Raw genomic sequence first — 14,545 nt, 5'->3', positions numbered from 1 at the left:
GCGCTGACTTTTCTGGCGTCTTAACAGGCGGGCGAACGGCATATGGCTACGGTCATCGATCGGCGCGAGAACGGCGGCAATAAAAGCGCCGTCAATCAGCAACGCTTCATCAAGCGCTACCGCGAGCAGATCCGGCAAGCGGTGGCGAAGGCGGTGTCCGGCCGGAAGATCATGGACATCGAACAGAGCGGGCAGGTGTCCATTCCGGTCAAGGACATCTCCGAGCCGATTTTCCATCACGGCCAGGGCGGCAAGCGGGAGTGGATCCACCCGGGCAACAAGAAGTTCGTCAAGGGTGACAGCTTCGACCGCCAGCAGCAGGGCAGTGGTGGGACCGGGTCGCGTGCCAGCGACAGCGGCGAGGGCGAGGATGAGTTCGTCTTCACGCTGTCGCGCGAGGACTTCCTGAACTTCTTCTTCGAGGACATGGCGCTGCCGGACCTGGCCAAGCGCCACCTTGCCAAGATTGCCGAGGTGCGCAAGGTGCGCGCCGGCTACTCCATCGACGGCACGCCCTCGAACCTGTCGATCCTGCGCACGATGCGCAGCTCGCTGGGGCGGCGCATCGCGCTGTCGAGCCCCTACATGAAGCGCCTGCACGAACTGGAAGCCGAGTACGGCGAGGTGCTGGAGAAGGAGGGCCCGTACTCCGAACGCGCCGAGGCGCTGATGGAAAAGATGCGGCACCTGCGCGCGCAGGTGGACCGCGTGCCCTTCATCGAGAAACTGGACCTGCGCTACAACAACCGTGTGCTCAAGAAGCGGCCCCAGGCCCAGGCGGTGATGTTCTGCCTGATGGACGTGTCGGGGTCGATGGACGAAAGCCGCAAGGACCTGGCCAAGCGCTTCTTCATGCTGCTGTACCTGTTCCTGAAGCGGAACTACGAGCGCATCGACGTCATCTTCATCCGGCACCACACGGTGGCGAAGGAAGTGGACGAGGAAGATTTCTTCCATTCGCGGGAGTCCGGTGGTACCGTGGTTTCGAGCGCGCTGAAGCTGATGGTGGAAGTGATCCACGACCGCTATCCGCCGAGCCAGTGGAACATCTATTGCGCCCAGGCGTCGGACGGCGACAACTGGGCCGGCGATTCCGAACTGTGCGGCAGGCTGCTGCGCGAGTCGATCCTGCCGCTGGTGCAGTACTACGCGTATGTGGAAGTTGCATCGGAGGAACCGCAGAACCTGTGGGAGGAGTACCTGACGGTAAAGAGCCAGTTCGAGCACTTTGCGATGCAGCGCATCATCGGTGCCGACGAGATCTACCCCGTCCTGCACGACCTCTTCCAGAAGCGCGCGGCGTGACACGTCACTGGGGAAGTCCATGGCTTATCTATCGACGGGCTCGGAGTGGACCTTCGAGCTGATCCAGCGTTATGACCGGGAGATCGCCCGCATCGCCGGCGAATTCGGCCTGGATACCTATCCGAACCAGATCGAGATCATCACGGCGGAGCAGATGCTGGACGCCTACGCGTCGGCCGGGCTGCCGGTGGGCTACAACCACTGGTCGTACGGCAAGCACTTCCTGTCGTCGGAGCGCAGCTACCAGCGCGGCTACATGGGGCTGGCCTACGAGATCGTCATCAACTCGAACCCGTGCATCGCCTACCTGATGGAGGAGAACACGATGCCGATGCAGGCGCTGACGATCGCGCATGCCTGCTACGGCCACAACTCGTTCTTCAAGGGCAACTACCTGTTCCGCACGTGGACCAATGCGGACGCCATCATCGACTACCTGCTGTTCGCCAAGAACTACGTGGCCGAGTGCGAGCAGCGCTACGGCGAGCAGGAAGTGGAACTGCTGCTGGATTCCTGCCACGCGCTGCAGAACTACGGCGTGGACCGCTACAAGCGGCCCAAGAAGCTGTCGATCACCGAGGAGCAGGCCCGCCAGGCCGAGCGCGAGAACTACCTGCAGATGCAGGTGAACGACCTCTGGCGCACCCTGCCCAAGCACCGCCCCCACGCGCTGCGCGAGGAGGAGGAAGCGGCGGAAATGGAGGCCAGCTTCCCGCCCGAGCCGCAGGAGAACCTGCTGTACTTCATCGAGAAGAACGCGCCCAAGCTGCAGCCGTGGCAGCGCGAGATCGTTCGGATCGTGCGCAAGATCGCGCAGTATTTCTATCCGCAGCGCCAGACCAAGGTGATGAACGAAGGCTGGGCCACGTTCTGGCACTACACGATCATCAACAAGCTCTACGAGGAAAAGCTGGTCAACGATGCATTCATGCTGGAGCTGCTGCAGGCCCACACCAACGTCATCTACCAGCCGCCGTACCACAGCCCGTACTACAGCGGGCTGAACCCGTACACGGTGGGTTTCCTGATGTTCCAGGACCTGCGCCGCATGTGCGAGGACCCCACCGAGGAAGACCGCCGCTGGGCGCCCGAGATTGCCGGCAGCGACTGGCGCGAGACGCTCGACTTTGCGATGCGCAACTTCAAGGACGAGAGCTTCCTGCTGCAGTTCCTGTCACCGCGCGTGATCCGCGAGCTGAAGCTGTTCTCGGTGCTGGACGACGACCGCGAGGGCAAGCTCCGCGTGACGGCGATCCATGACGACGAAGGCTACCGCGAGATCCGCCGCCTGCTGGCCACGCAGTACGACCTGTCGAACATGGAGCCGAACATCCAGGTGACCAACGTCGACATCGGCGGCGATCGCTCGCTGACGCTGCGGCACCTGCAGCAGGACCGCCGTCCGCTGGCACAGAACTTTGATGAAGTGGTGCGGCACGTGACCCGCCTGTGGGGCTTCACGGTGCGGCTGGAAGTGGTTTACGAAGATGGCCGGCGCGAACTCAAGTACGAGTGCAAGCCGGAACGCCGGCACCACCAGCATCGGAAGGCGGCGTAGAGGTAGGTTTGCTCCCTTCTCCCATTTGTGGGAGAGGGGAGAAAGCATCGAAACGGTAACGGAGCCCGTTACCGCCCCCGCTCCTGTCCCCGCGGCCTTGCCGTCGAGCATGCGCCCGCCCGTTCCAGATCCACGCCAGGCAGCAGATGCAGCAGCCGTACCAGTTCCGACTGGCGGTGCGTGCCGGTCTTGCGCAGCGTATCGCGGATATGCACGCGCACGGTGTGCGGCGACAGGAATTCGCGTTCGGCGATCTCGTTGAGCGTTTCGCCGGCCGCCAGGCGGATCGCGATGATGCTTTCCTTGCGCGACAGCCCGAACAGCGACGTCAGCACGCCGGCGTCAAGCACCGAGCGCGACTCCGAGTTGCCGAGCAGCATCATCGCCATCGGCAATTGCCACGGCCCCTCCACGGGCTGGCGCGACACCAGCGGCATGACGATGATCGGCACCGGCTGGCCGCCCGAGGTGATGTGCATCCACGACCCCGCCGCGGCGCCGCCATGGCGGCCGCCGTGCACGGCGTTGTCCAGCAGCTTGCGCAGCGTGGCCTGCAGCGATTCGGGCTGGGCGCACAGTACGCCGTTGTCGAGCGCCAGGTTGGCGTCGGCCTGCACCAGCGCCTCGGCCCAGCTATTGGCGTAGCGCACGCGCATGTCGGCCTGCAGGGCCATGACGCCAAAGTCGAGCGTGTCCAGCCCGGCCAGGCCCAGGGACGCCAGGCCGCTCAGTTCGAAGTTGCGATGCTGCATGCGCGCCGCGCGCGCCCAGTGGGGCATGACCTGCGCCACGCGGCGGTTGCAGTCCAGGCCGTGGCAGTCGTCGCAGCCGGGCGTGGCGCTCATCCAGACGCAAACGTCATGGGTATCGAACAGCCGGATGCCATGGGCCAGCCCGTTGCAGTCGAACGGCACGGCGTCGGCGGGATGGGGGTCGACGAGCATCCCGGCGGTGGCGCGCGGGGCGATGGCGGCGTGCGAGGGCAGCGTGCGCATGCTTTCGGGCATGTTGCCGGCGCTGGTATAGCAGCCGTGGCGCGTGACGCCCAGGCGGGCCTGCCCGGCGAGCTTGTCCCATATCAGGTAGCTCGGGCTGGCGGAACACGTGTAGTGGGAAAACAGGTCCAGGGCGGCCGGCATGGCGGCCACGTCCATGGCGGACTCATAGATGCGATCGACCAGACGATCGAAGACGTCGTCGGCAGACAAGTGTTCGCCCATTTCTTTTTTCCCCGGTGGCAAACGCCTTTTCCTCAAGGCCGCTGCGTCGGTGCGCGACCCTTCTTTTGTTGTGGTGACAGTGCCGTGCTCCCGTTGTCCGGGATCGCCTCCACGACGGCCGTCCGTGCAACGATGATCGCGCATGAACTGGCCGGGGGAATATCCCGCCAAGGGAGGGGGCATGTCCGGCATTGCGGCGCCACGCCTGCCTTTCCGGCCGTCCGGCGTGGCGGCGAGAGCCGCTGCGACAGATGGCCGAGATAGTAATGCCGTGACCCGCGTATTTCAAACGATTCGGCGCCCCGGGCCGGCGTCCGCATTGCGCAAATGCGACAACGGACGCCGTGGCGCGCATCGCCCGGCACATTGGCCGACCGTCATCGTGGTCTTCCCTGAGCCGAGGTGACGAGTTCGGCGCCCGCGCCAGCCACCGCGCTCAGGCCCGCTTCGGCGGCGGCCTGAGCGGCCGCGCCATTGCCGCCATCGACCTGCACGGTCACGTACGGCGCCGCCATGCGGATGCCCTCGGCGTCAAAATTGCGCTTGAGCCGGGCGTTGAACGCGCGCGAGATCTCGGCCTGCGTCAGCGGCCGGGTCTTGAACTGGGCCAGCACGACCTGGCCGTTCGGATCGAAGCGGTCCAGCCCCAGGATGTCCAGCCCGGACAGCAGGTTGCGCGAATAGCGGTGGTCGCGGGCCACCTCGGCGCCGGTCTCGCGGATGATCTCCAGCGCGCGGTCGAAGTCGCTCTGGTAGGCAATGGAGATGTTGAACACCGCGAACGCATAGTCGCGCGACAGGTTCTTCACCGCCTTGATCTGGCTGTACGGCAGCGTGTGCAGCGCGCCTTTGCCGTCGCGCAGCCGCACGGTGCGGATGGTCATGCCCTCCACCACGCCGGCGTGGTTGGGCAGTTCGATCGAGTCGCCGATCGCGATGGAATCCTCGATGACGATGAACAGCCCGGTGATCAGGTCCTGCACCAGGCTTTGCGCGCCAAAGCCGATGGCCAGGCCGACCACGCCGGCGCCGGCCAGCAGCGGCGTGACGTTGACGCCCAGGTTGGCCAGCACCGCGATCATCGCCACCACCAGCAGCGCCACGAACGACGCATTGCGCACCAGCGGCAGGATGGTCTTGGCCCGCATGCTCGGCTGCGCGGCGCGCGTGGACGACGGCGTCAGGGACTGCGTGATGGCCGTATCGATGACCAGCCACACCAGCCACGCCAGCAGCACCACGCCAATCACGCTCAGCACGGACTCGGTGATGTGCCGGCCCAGCACGGTCGAATCGGCAAGCTGGATCAGCGACGTGCCCCAGATACGTGCATTGAATTCCAGGAACGCCAGCCAGATCACCACGCGCATCAGCGCCACGCCAAAGCGGGCAAAGCGCTGCAGGTAGGCCGAGCGGCGGCGGTCACGCAGCCGGGGCGCCCGTACGGTGGCCTTGGGCGAGCGGCCCGCCACCAGCGTCAGCAGAATGGCCGCCACGAACAGCGCTACGGTGACCACGGCGCGCCGCAGGAATTCGTCGGCCCGGCCGGTGGCCATGACCGTGCCGATGACGGACGCCGCCACCACGGCCAGCATCGGCAGGTACCACGCCTGTCCGGCCATGCGCAGCAGCTCCATCAGCGCCGGGTGTTCCTGCCGGAACGCGAACGGCCGGAATGCGATGAGCTGGCCGATGGCCCGCCGGAACCGCACGGCGAACACGCCGATCAGCATGGCGGCCAGGATATTGGCAAAGGTGCTGATCAGCGCCGACAGGTTCACGCCCAGCGCCGCAATCACGCGCGTGTCGTTATTGGCCTCGCCCAGCGCGGCCAGCGCGCCGGTCACGAACAGCAGCATCGGCGAATGGAGCAGCAGGTCGCGCACCGCGTGCTTGCGATGGCCGGACTGGAACAGCGCGAAGATGACCTGGCAGACCGCCGACATCAGCGCGCCGGCCAGGATGGCATAGGCCACCAGCACCGCGCCCATGCTCGCGGGCGTGCGGCCGAAGACCTTGTAGGCCAGCAGTATGGTCAGCGCGAAGGCCGCGATCCACGGCCCGATCCGCCGCAGGAAATAGATGCCGACATCCACCCAGGACGGCACCACCGGCAGCGCCGTGGAGCGCTTGGGCCGGATGCGGCTGCGATGGAGCCGCCGCGACAGCTCGAACAGCAGCCAGCCCGTGAGCGCCCATCCCGCCAGCACGATGCCGAACTCGCGCCACGACTCCATCGCGGCGCGCGTCTGGCCAACCGTCACGGCCTCGCGCAGCTCCTCGCCGGCAAACCGCATGCGCCAGCGCCAGTACTGCCATGGCCCGCGATCCTTGTGCGGGCCATTGTCGATTTCCTGCAGCGCCTGGGCGACGGCGCCGATCAGACCGGTAGCCGGCTCGCTGGCGGCCGCGGCTGGTGCCGACGCGTCCAGCCCCTGGCGCAGCGTCTGCAACTGCGCCACCAGCGCCTGGCGTTCGGCATCGTTCTGCAGCGTGCCGATGACCTGGTCCAGGGACTTGGCCAGCGCGGCGCTGGCCGGGGGCGCAGAGGCGGCGCCGTTGGCCGGGGCCTTGACGGCGTTGAGCAGGGGCGAGCCGGCGCCCCATGCCGTGCCGCTGAGCAGCAGCATCAGGCACAGGGCTTGGAACCAGGCCAGAACCAGTGGACGGGGGCGCAAGCAATGCATGAAGAAAGGGGCGCGGGCGGTGGATGTCGCCGTCAGATAGCCAGCATGCGCGTCACTGTAGCGCATTGGCCATGCCGGCTGCAGCAAGTCGGCTCGGGAGCGCTTTCGCGGCCCGGCAACGAAAATCAAAAAATTTGAATAACTCGTCCGCGAATGCGTCACTTACAGGCCGGGGCCGAAGCCTATAGTTCTGTTCATGGACAGCGCGCAACGCTGAACCCGGCCAGGCAGACAAGCAGCGAAGCAGCCGGGACCATTCACAACAACTGAACAAATTTTTGATCGAATTCGGAGAGAAATCATGACCAAGACCACCGCCCTCAAGATTGCATCGACCCTGGTTCTGTCGCTGGCCGCGCTGGGCGCCGCCCAGGCCGAGACGGTTTCCGCAGACAAGTATGGCTACACGTTCCGCACGACGGCCTCGGCCGACACGTACGGTTACGGCTTCCGGACGCACGACGCCTTCACGGACGGCGCCCGCACCGGCAAGCCCGACGCCTTCACGGACGGCGCCCGCACGGTAGCCGGCCTCGACAGGGCAGGCGTGTCGGCTGCCCCGGGCCGCACGGCCGATCCGTACCTGGACGGCGCCCGCAACGCCGATCCCTATACCGATGGCGCCCGCTTCGTGGCCGGCCGCGATCGCGTCGGGGTGTCGGCCGAACCGGCCCGCAGCTTCGACCCGTACCTCGACGGCGCCCGTGCATGATCGATGTCACCCGCATCCCGCAAGGCGTTACGTAACCCGTAACGCCTTTTTGTTGGCGGAGCGCGTGCCGACCGGCCCGTCCGGCACTGTTTTGCGCCCGACTGAAGTGGGGTAACGCGGCGTGGAACGTCCGCCTGGCGCGGGCTGGCGGCCGGCCGATTGAAACGGGGGTATGGCAACGCGCGGCGCGTGCCGATATTGGCATGTCGTTTGCAGACTATCCCGGCAAACGCGGCGCCACCGTTGCGCCAGACTTGCCGACCGGGAGACCACCATGTTCCAGAACCTCGCTGCCTCCGTCCATGATGTGATCGTCCGCGATGCCGCCATCGTCGCGGCCATCGACGCCGCCATGCTTGGCCGTCGCGCAGACTATGCCGGCCAGCCGATGGCGTGGAAGATGTTCTGCGAGGCGTCGCACGTGGCGACGCTGAACGACGTGCTGCGCCACGCCTTCATCGAGCGCGTGGCCAACGAGCGCGGCGCCGACGTGGCGCTGCGGCTGAAGGCCAAGGCCGAGTCGATCCGCGCCGAAGCCATCGCGCGCCTGCGCTGAGGCGCTGGACCGGCGGCATTGGGCTACCATGGCGGCTTTGCCGCCGGAGCCGCCATGCCGCCGATCGAGACGCTGCTGCCATTCCTGGGAATCGCCCTGTTGCTGAGCCTGGCGCCGGGGCCGGACAACATCTTCGTGCTGCTGCAATCGGCCATGCACGGCACGCGCGCCGGGCTGACCGTGGTGCTGGGCCTGTGCACCGGGTTGCTGGTGCATACGGCCGTGGTGGCGGTGGGGCTGGCCGCGCTGCTGGCGGCGTCGGCCGTGGCGTTCACGATCCTGAAGGTCGCCGGGGCGCTCTACCTGGTCTATCTCGCCTGGCAGGCGTTCCGGGCACCGGTCGGGCAGGTCGGCACGCCCGGGCACGCCGCCCGGCCGGTCCGCAACATGTATCTGCGCGGCGTGGTCATGAACCTGACCAATCCCAAGGTCGTGGTCTTCTTCCTGGCCTTCCTGCCGCAGTTCGTCAACCCGCAACAGGGCCACGTGGCGGTCCAGCTCATGGTGCTGGGCTTCGTGTTCATAGTGGCCACGCTGCTCGTGTTCGGGTCGATCGCGTGGTTTTCGGGCGTGTTTGGCCGCGTGCTGATGCGCTCGGCGCGCGTGCAGCGGGCGGTCAACTGGTTCGCGGGCACGGTGTTCCTGGCGCTGGCCGGCCGGCTGGTGCTGTCCCAGCGCTAGCGCCGCCGTTCAGGCAAACGTGATGGCGCGGCGCCGTTCCGGGTGTTCCAGGTGCGGCACATTGTTGAAGCTCAGCAGCCGCTGCGTGCCGCGTCCCACAATCAGTTCGCAGAAGCCGGTGTTGCGGAACTGCAGGTTCAGCTCGATGGCCGTCTGCGTGGGCGCGCCGAGCAGGTCGGCAATAGCCCGGCCAATCGCGCCGCCCGAACTCACCACCAGCAGGGCATCCTCGCGCGCGGCGCCCTCGGTGGCCGTGGCCAGCGCCGCCTGCATGCGGGCGCCAAACGCCGCCCAGGTCTCGGGCATGCCGGGCAGCCCGTCCTGTGTCCACGCCGCAAACGCGGCCCGGAACGTGCGCCAGTAGTCCTGGTAGTCGCCGTTCTGGTGGGCGCGATGGTCGGCGCCGTTCGTAAAGCTGCGGTAGAGCGATTCGCCGTCGTACTCGTTCAGGCCGGCGTGGGTCTCCACGGCGACGCCGCTGGCGCCCATCCCGGCCAGGATTTCGGCGGCCGTGTCCTGCTGGCGCACCAGCGACCCGGCCACCACGCGCCGGAACTGCAGCCCGCGGTCCCGGAAATACTCCCCGAGCCAGCGTGCCTGCTGGCGGCCGACGTCCGACAGGCAGTCGTAGTTGGCGGCGCCAAAGGAGGCTTGTCCGTGACGGACGAGGAAGAGCGTGGCCATGATCGGGTGGGGGCGTGGGGAAGGAATGCCGCGATTCTAGATCGGGCCATTCCGGCGGAGCCAGCAGGCCCCGCCGGAATTCATGACGGCCATGGTTTCGCTGCATGCCGAGCAGCGGCGCGCCAGGCCGGGCGGGGCGAAAGTCAGTCCAGCGTCACGCCGGTGTCGGCGGTCAGCTTCAGCACCACCGGCAGGTAGGCCTTGTACGCGCGCTCGGCCTCGGCCGGCGTGTTGCCCACCGGCTCGGCGCCCATCTCGTCGATTCTGGCCTGCATCTCCGGCGTGCGAATCAGCGCGGACACCTCGCGGCCCAGCCGTTCGATCACCGCGTCGGGCGTCTTGGCCGGCGCCAGCAGCGTGGTCGGGCCGACGATCTTGTACGCCGCGTCGCCATAGCCGGCTTCGGCAAACGTCGGCACGTCGGGCAGCGCCCTGGCGCGCGTGGTGCCGGCCACGGCCAGCGGACGCAGCTTGCCGGTGGCCAGGTGCTGGCGCAGCGTGGTGATCGACCCGATCGTCACGTTGACCTGCCCGGCCAGCAGGTCGCTGACCATCGGCCCCTCGCCACGGTAGGGCACATGCAGGATGTCGACGCCGTAGGTCTTGTCCATGTACGCCTGGATCGTGTGCGGCTGGGTGCCGGGCCCCCAAGAGCCCATGCGCAGCTTGCCGGGTTCCTTCTTTGCGTAGGCCAGCAGTTCGTTGACCGTCTTGACCGGCACGCTGCTGTTGACGGCCAGCACCGTGCGCGCCAGGGCCACGTCCGAGATCGGCCGCAGGTCGGTGCGCGGGTCGTACGGCAGCTTCTTGTAGAGCGCCAGGTTGGCCGTGATCGGGCCCGGAATCGTCATCAGCAGCGTGTAGCCGTCCGGCGCCGACTTGGCGACGAAATCCGTGCCGATGATGCCGCCCGCGCCGCTCTTGTTTTCCACCACCACGGGCTGGCCCAGCCGCTTGGACAGCCCGTCGGCCACCTGGCGTGCCAGCGTGTCGGTCAGCCCGCCGGCCGGGTAGGGCACCACCAGCCGGACCGGCTTGGTCGGGTAGTCGCCCTGGGCCGATGCCGCGAACGGCAGCAGCGACAGCGCCGCGCAGGCAACGCGTGTCGCCCACCGCCGGCGGGGCGGCGTGGATTGCTTCATGGTGTGTCTCCTCTTTGGAGCCCGGCCTGTCAGGCGTGCCGCTTTTGGCTGCGGCTGTGCGGGCGGTTGGTGGGTGTCGGGCGAGGGATCAAACGCTTCAGTTGTCGATGCCCAGGTAGCCGCTGACGATGCGTGCCATCTCCACGGGCAGGCGCTCGTCGTCCAGCCTCAGCGGGCCGGGGTTGTTCAGCACCGCGTTGACCAGCATGCCGAACACCATCTGCATGGCAAACCGCACGCGCAGCTCGGCCTCGTCGGCCGGGCCGGCCAGCCGGGGCACCAGCAGCGTCACCAGCCGCTCGATCAGCGCCTGGCCGTTCTGCTGGTGTGGCAGCCATTGCTCGGGATGGGTCGTGGCGTGCTTGAGCGACGCGCGGATGATGCCGCGGTTGTTGCGGCAGCCGTTGACCATGAAGCGCATGGTCTTCTCGATGATCTGGCGCGCCGGCGCCTCCTGCCAGCGGTGCTCGGCCATGTAGCGCGCCACCGACTCGTCGGATTCGGCCATCACGGACGCCCGCAGCGCGTCGAAGTACGCCATCTTGTCGCGGAAGCGGCCGTAGAACGCGCCCACCGACACCTGGCAGGCGGCCGCGATCTGCGCCACCGACACCGCCGTGAAATCGCGCTCGGCCAGCAACTGGCGGCCCGCCGACAGCAGCGCGTGCTCGGTCTCGCGGGCGCGGCGCTGGCGCGGCGGCTGGAGGATCGACGTCGTGTCAACTTGCGGAAAGCCGGTGGCCGCGGCGGGGGCGGCGTTGTCGGCACTTTGGGGCGAGGCTGCTTGCATGGTGCATTTCCGTATTCGAATTCGGATTCGGTTTTGCACCTTACTTTTGGCCCCGGAATGCCGTCAAGTCAGGGTTTACGCGCCTGATTTCCAATATCTGGAAATTGATTCCACTTTTTGACACTATTGCCGGCAGGCGCCCACACTGGAATCAGGAGACGACATGCCCATGAACACCCCGGTCGAACAATTCATTGCCGAACGCCGCCGCGAAGATCCTTCGTTCGGCGGGCTGCTGGCCAAGGGGTTTGCGCTGCTGCGCTGCTTTGTCGACGATCCGCGCCCGCTGGGCAACGGCGAGCTGTCGCAGCGGCTGCAACTGCCGCGCGCCACGGTGTCGCGCATCTGCCGCACGCTGTTCGAACTGGGCTACCTGGACTGGGACCCAAAGCTCGACAAGTACTTCGTCGGCGCGCAGGTGCTGGCGCTGGGCTATCCGTACCTGGCCGGGCTGCCGGTGCGGCACCTGGCGCGCCCGCTGATGCAGGCGCTGGCCAACGAGGTGGAAGGCGCCGTGTCGCTGGGCGTGGCCCACCGGCTGGACGTGACGTACCTGGAATCGTGCACGCACCTGGAAGGCACCTCGGCGCGGCCGGCGGTGGGCGCGGTGCGGTCCGTGATGACCACGGCAATGGGGCGGGCGTTCCTGTGCACGCTGTCCAAGCGCGAGTTCGAGCAACTGATGATGCAGGCGCGCACCGAACGGCCCGACGAGTTCGCCGTCTGCTACGACACCGTGTGCCACAACGTCGCCCATTACCCCAAGCGCGGCTTCACGCTGAACGAGGGCGACGCCGGCGAGGGCATCCACGGCGTGGGCGTCTATTCGCGCATCACCTACCTGAACCGGCCGCTGCTGTTCAACTGCGCCATCCCGGGCCTGCGGGTACGGCGCGGCATGATGGAAAAGCGCGTGGCGCCGCTGCTGCGCGAGATGGTGCGGTCGATCGAAAACATGGCTGGCGTGGGACGCTAGCCGCCGGCGCGGGCCCGGTACGCCCGCATGGACAGAACGCCGTGGCACGTACCCGGCGTCATCAACGGAGACACCATGCTGGATCTGCAGCCCCTGCTGTGCCCGCGTTCGATCGCCGTGGTCGGCGCGTCGACGCAACCCGACAAGGTGGGCGGCGTGCCCGTCCGCCTGCTGGCCGAACTGGGCTACGCCGGCCCGGTGTACCCCGTCAATCCCGGCGCCGCCACCGTACAGGGCCTGCGCGCCTACGCCTCGGTGGCCGACATCGGCGCGCCGGTGGATCTGGCCATCGTGGCCGTGCCGGCGCCCGCCGCGCCCGACGTGATGGCGCAACTGGGCCAGGCCGGCACGCGCGCCGCCGTGGTCTTCACCTCCGGGTTTGCCGAAGTCAGCGGCGGCGACGCGCTGCAGCACGCGCTGGCCAGCCAGGCCCGCGCACACGGCGTGCAGTTGCTCGGGCCCAACTGCCTGGGCGCGATGAACCTGCGCGAGCGGATGTTCGCCACGTTCTCGCCCATCCCGTTGAGCGGCCTGCCGCCGGTGGGCGACGTGGGGCTGGTCAGCCAGAGCGGCGCGTTTGGCGCCTACGCGTTTGCGCTGGCCCGCGAGGCCGGGCTGGGCCTGAGCCATTGGGTCACCACCGGCAACGAGGCCGGCCTGCAGGTGGCCGACGTGATCGAGTGGCTGGCCGACGACCCGCAGACGCGCGTGATCCTGGCCTATATGGAAGGGGCGCGCGACGGCCTGCGCCTGCGCCGCGCGCTGGCTGCCGCGCGCCGGGCCGGCAAGCCGGTGGTGATCGCCAAGGTGGGCACCACGGCGGCCGGCGCCAGTGCCGCGCAATCGCACACGGCCAGCCTGGCCGGCGAGGACGCGGTCTATCAGGCCGTGTTCGACGAATACGGCGTGCATCGCGCGCATACGCTGGAAGCCTTCTTCCGGCTCGGCTACACGCTGGCGCGCGGGCGCCGGCCGGCCGTGTGGCAGGCGCCGTCGGGCATGCCGGCCGACGCGGTGGCGCCGCTGGCCATCGTCACGGTCTCTGGCGGGGTCGGCATCATGATGGCCGACAGTGCCGAATCGCAGGGGCTGCCGCTGCCGCCGATGCCGGACGCCGCCGCGCAGGCGCTGCGCACCGCGATTCCGTTTGCCAGCACCGCCAATCCCATCGACGTGACCGGGCAGGTGGTGGCCCAGCCGCAGGTGTTCGTCGATGCGCTGGGCAGCGTGGCGCGCTGCGGCCAGTACGGCGCCGTGGCCGCTTTTGTGGCCGGCGCCGCCAACGCACCGCGTGTGTGGGGGCCGCTCCAGGATGCCGTCACCGCGCTGCACGCCGATCCGCAGGCCGCGCCACTGTTGATCTCGGGCGTGATGGACGACCAGAAGCGCGCCTGGCTGGAAGCGCGCGGCTGCCTGGTGTTCCGCGAGCCGGCGTACACCGTGGAAGCCGTGGCCGCGCTGGCCAAGGCGGCCGCGCTGGAAGCCGCCGCGGGCGCGCCCGATGACGCCGACGGCTCGCCGCTGGTGCCCGTGCAGGTGCCGGCCGAAGCCAGCGCGCTGTCCGAAGCCGAAGCCATGGCGCTGCTGGCCGGTGCCGGCGTGCCGGTGGTGCGCCACGGCGTGGCCGGCGATGCCGATGCGGCGGTGCGCATTGCCGAATCGATCGGCTTCCCGGTGGCAGTCAAGCTCTGCTCGCGCCACATCCTGCACAAGAGCGACGTCGGCGGCGTGGTGCTGAACCTGCAGGACGCCGCCGCGGTGCGCGCCGCCTTTGCGCGCGTGCTGCAGGCGGCGGCCGAAGCGCGCGATGCGCAGGGTGGCCGGGTGCCATTCGAAGGCGTCATCGTCGCGCGCATGGCGCGGGGCTGGGGCGAGATCATGGTGGGCGTGCGGCGCGACCCCGTATTCGGGCTGGTGGCGCTGGCCGGTATCGGCGGCACGGCCGTCGAGATCTTCCGGCAGATGGCGTTCGGCCTGGCGCCGCTGTCGCGCCCGCGCGCCCGGACGATGCTGGAACAAAGCCGCGCCGCCGCGCTCTGCACCGGGCACCGTGGCCATCCCGCGCTCGACCTCGATGCCGTGGCCGACGTGCTGGTGCATGTGTCGCGCGCCGCCGCCGCCATCGGTGACCGGCTCGACACGCTCGAAATCAACCCGTTCATCGTCGGCCCGGACGGCCTGGTGGCGGCCGACGCGGTAATCACGCTGCGCTGAACGGCCAGCCCGCCCAACAC

Annotated in this window: 12 protein-coding genes; 7 read left to right on the top strand and 5 right to left on the bottom strand. The window is 68.3% G+C overall.

Annotated elements, in window-relative coordinates; all coding sequences use genetic code 11:
• Window positions 1–42 precede the first annotated feature (42 nt).
• Together EPAKOI_RS23845 and EPAKOI_RS23840 are read left to right on the top strand one after the other, a co-directional pair.
• The gene (locus EPAKOI_RS23845) at window positions 43–1,305 is read left to right on the top strand and encodes a YeaH/YhbH family protein (RefSeq protein WP_124685527.1); all 1,263 of its coding nucleotides are present in this window, start codon (window positions 43–45) and stop codon (window positions 1,303–1,305) included.
• Between the two features lie 19 nt (window positions 1,306–1,324).
• Window positions 1,325–2,863 (top strand): SpoVR family protein, encoded by a 1,539-nt coding sequence (locus EPAKOI_RS23840; RefSeq protein WP_124685526.1) that lies wholly within the window; start codon window positions 1,325–1,327, stop codon window positions 2,861–2,863.
• Window positions 2,864–2,931: 68 nt separating this feature from the next.
• Here EPAKOI_RS23840 and EPAKOI_RS23835 read toward each other — a convergent pair whose 3' ends face one another.
• Together EPAKOI_RS23835 and EPAKOI_RS23830 are read right to left on the bottom strand one after the other, a co-directional pair.
• Window positions 2,932–4,083, bottom strand: coding sequence for a helix-turn-helix transcriptional regulator (locus tag EPAKOI_RS23835; protein ID WP_423193886.1), 1,152 nt, complete (start codon window positions 4,081–4,083; stop codon window positions 2,932–2,934).
• A 377-nt stretch (window positions 4,084–4,460) separates the two neighbouring features.
• Window positions 4,461–6,770, bottom strand: a complete 2,310-nt coding sequence (locus EPAKOI_RS23830; protein ID WP_423193885.1) for a mechanosensitive ion channel family protein — start codon at window positions 6,768–6,770, stop codon at window positions 4,461–4,463.
• 301 nt (window positions 6,771–7,071) lie between these two features.
• On the opposite strand from EPAKOI_RS23830, the gene EPAKOI_RS23825 reads away from it, so the two are divergent.
• From EPAKOI_RS23825 to EPAKOI_RS23815, 3 genes are all read left to right on the top strand, one after another.
• Window positions 7,072–7,482, top strand: a complete 411-nt coding sequence (locus EPAKOI_RS23825) for a hypothetical protein (protein ID WP_313839185.1) — start codon at window positions 7,072–7,074, stop codon at window positions 7,480–7,482.
• 274 nt (window positions 7,483–7,756) lie between these two features.
• On the top strand, window positions 7,757–8,038 hold the full coding sequence (locus tag EPAKOI_RS23820) for a DUF7696 family protein (RefSeq protein WP_124685523.1): 282 nt from the start codon (window positions 7,757–7,759) through the stop codon (window positions 8,036–8,038).
• A 54-nt stretch (window positions 8,039–8,092) separates the two neighbouring features.
• Complete coding sequence (locus EPAKOI_RS23815; protein ID WP_423193884.1) at window positions 8,093–8,719, top strand: LysE family translocator; 627 nt, start codon at window positions 8,093–8,095, stop codon at window positions 8,717–8,719.
• Between the two features lie 9 nt (window positions 8,720–8,728).
• On the opposite strand, the gene EPAKOI_RS23810 is transcribed toward EPAKOI_RS23815, so the two are convergent.
• From EPAKOI_RS23810 to EPAKOI_RS23800, 3 genes are all read right to left on the bottom strand, one after another.
• Window positions 8,729–9,403, bottom strand: a complete 675-nt coding sequence (locus EPAKOI_RS23810; protein WP_423193883.1) for a histidine phosphatase family protein — start codon at window positions 9,401–9,403, stop codon at window positions 8,729–8,731.
• 143 nt (window positions 9,404–9,546) lie between these two features.
• Entirely contained in the window at window positions 9,547–10,545 is a 999-nt protein-coding gene (locus tag EPAKOI_RS23805) for a Bug family tripartite tricarboxylate transporter substrate binding protein (RefSeq protein WP_423193882.1), read from the bottom strand.
• Between the two features lie 97 nt (window positions 10,546–10,642).
• On the bottom strand, window positions 10,643–11,335 hold the full coding sequence (locus tag EPAKOI_RS23800; RefSeq protein ID WP_124685519.1) for a TetR/AcrR family transcriptional regulator: 693 nt from the start codon (window positions 11,333–11,335) through the stop codon (window positions 10,643–10,645).
• 169 nt (window positions 11,336–11,504) lie between these two features.
• Here EPAKOI_RS23800 and EPAKOI_RS23795 point away from each other — a divergent pair, with 169 nt between their 5' ends.
• Together EPAKOI_RS23795 and EPAKOI_RS23790 are read left to right on the top strand one after the other, a co-directional pair.
• Complete coding sequence (locus EPAKOI_RS23795; protein ID WP_124686691.1) at window positions 11,505–12,311, top strand: IclR family transcriptional regulator; 807 nt, start codon at window positions 11,505–11,507, stop codon at window positions 12,309–12,311.
• 75 nt (window positions 12,312–12,386) lie between these two features.
• Window positions 12,387–14,525 carry an acetate--CoA ligase family protein gene (locus EPAKOI_RS23790; protein ID WP_423193881.1) on the top strand — a complete coding sequence of 713 codons (2,139 nt, stop codon included), beginning with the start codon at window positions 12,387–12,389 and terminating at the stop codon, window positions 14,523–14,525.
• Window positions 14,526–14,545 lie beyond the last annotated feature (20 nt).

Source organism: Cupriavidus sp. H18C2 (genome assembly GCF_049393795.1).
Taxonomy (GTDB): domain Bacteria; phylum Pseudomonadota; class Gammaproteobacteria; order Burkholderiales; family Burkholderiaceae; genus Cupriavidus; species Cupriavidus pauculus_C.
This window is presented reverse-complemented; position numbering and strand designations above follow the sequence as displayed.

Excerpts from the sequence above, each read along its gene's own strand:
- EPAKOI_RS23845 (WP_124685527.1), top strand. The coding sequence starts at position 43 with ATGGCTACGGTCATCGATCGGCGCGAGAACGGCGGCAATAAAAGCGCC.
- EPAKOI_RS23840 (WP_124685526.1), top strand. The coding sequence starts at position 1,325 with ATGGCTTATCTATCGACGGGCTCGGAGTGGACCTTCGAGCTGATCCAG.
- EPAKOI_RS23835 (WP_423193886.1), bottom strand. The coding sequence starts at position 4,083 with ATGGGCGAACACTTGTCTGCCGACGACGTCTTCGATCGTCTGGTCGAT.
- EPAKOI_RS23830 (WP_423193885.1), bottom strand. The coding sequence starts at position 6,770 with ATGCATTGCTTGCGCCCCCGTCCACTGGTTCTGGCCTGGTTCCAAGCC.
- EPAKOI_RS23825 (WP_313839185.1), top strand. The coding sequence starts at position 7,072 with ATGACCAAGACCACCGCCCTCAAGATTGCATCGACCCTGGTTCTGTCG.
- EPAKOI_RS23820 (WP_124685523.1), top strand. The coding sequence starts at position 7,757 with ATGTTCCAGAACCTCGCTGCCTCCGTCCATGATGTGATCGTCCGCGAT.
- EPAKOI_RS23815 (WP_423193884.1), top strand. The coding sequence starts at position 8,093 with ATGCCGCCGATCGAGACGCTGCTGCCATTCCTGGGAATCGCCCTGTTG.
- EPAKOI_RS23810 (WP_423193883.1), bottom strand. The coding sequence starts at position 9,403 with ATGGCCACGCTCTTCCTCGTCCGTCACGGACAAGCCTCCTTTGGCGCC.
- EPAKOI_RS23805 (WP_423193882.1), bottom strand. The coding sequence starts at position 10,545 with ATGAAGCAATCCACGCCGCCCCGCCGGCGGTGGGCGACACGCGTTGCC.
- EPAKOI_RS23800 (WP_124685519.1), bottom strand. The coding sequence starts at position 11,335 with ATGCAAGCAGCCTCGCCCCAAAGTGCCGACAACGCCGCCCCCGCCGCG.
- EPAKOI_RS23795 (WP_124686691.1), top strand. The coding sequence starts at position 11,505 with ATGAACACCCCGGTCGAACAATTCATTGCCGAACGCCGCCGCGAAGAT.
- EPAKOI_RS23790 (WP_423193881.1), top strand. The coding sequence starts at position 12,387 with ATGCTGGATCTGCAGCCCCTGCTGTGCCCGCGTTCGATCGCCGTGGTC.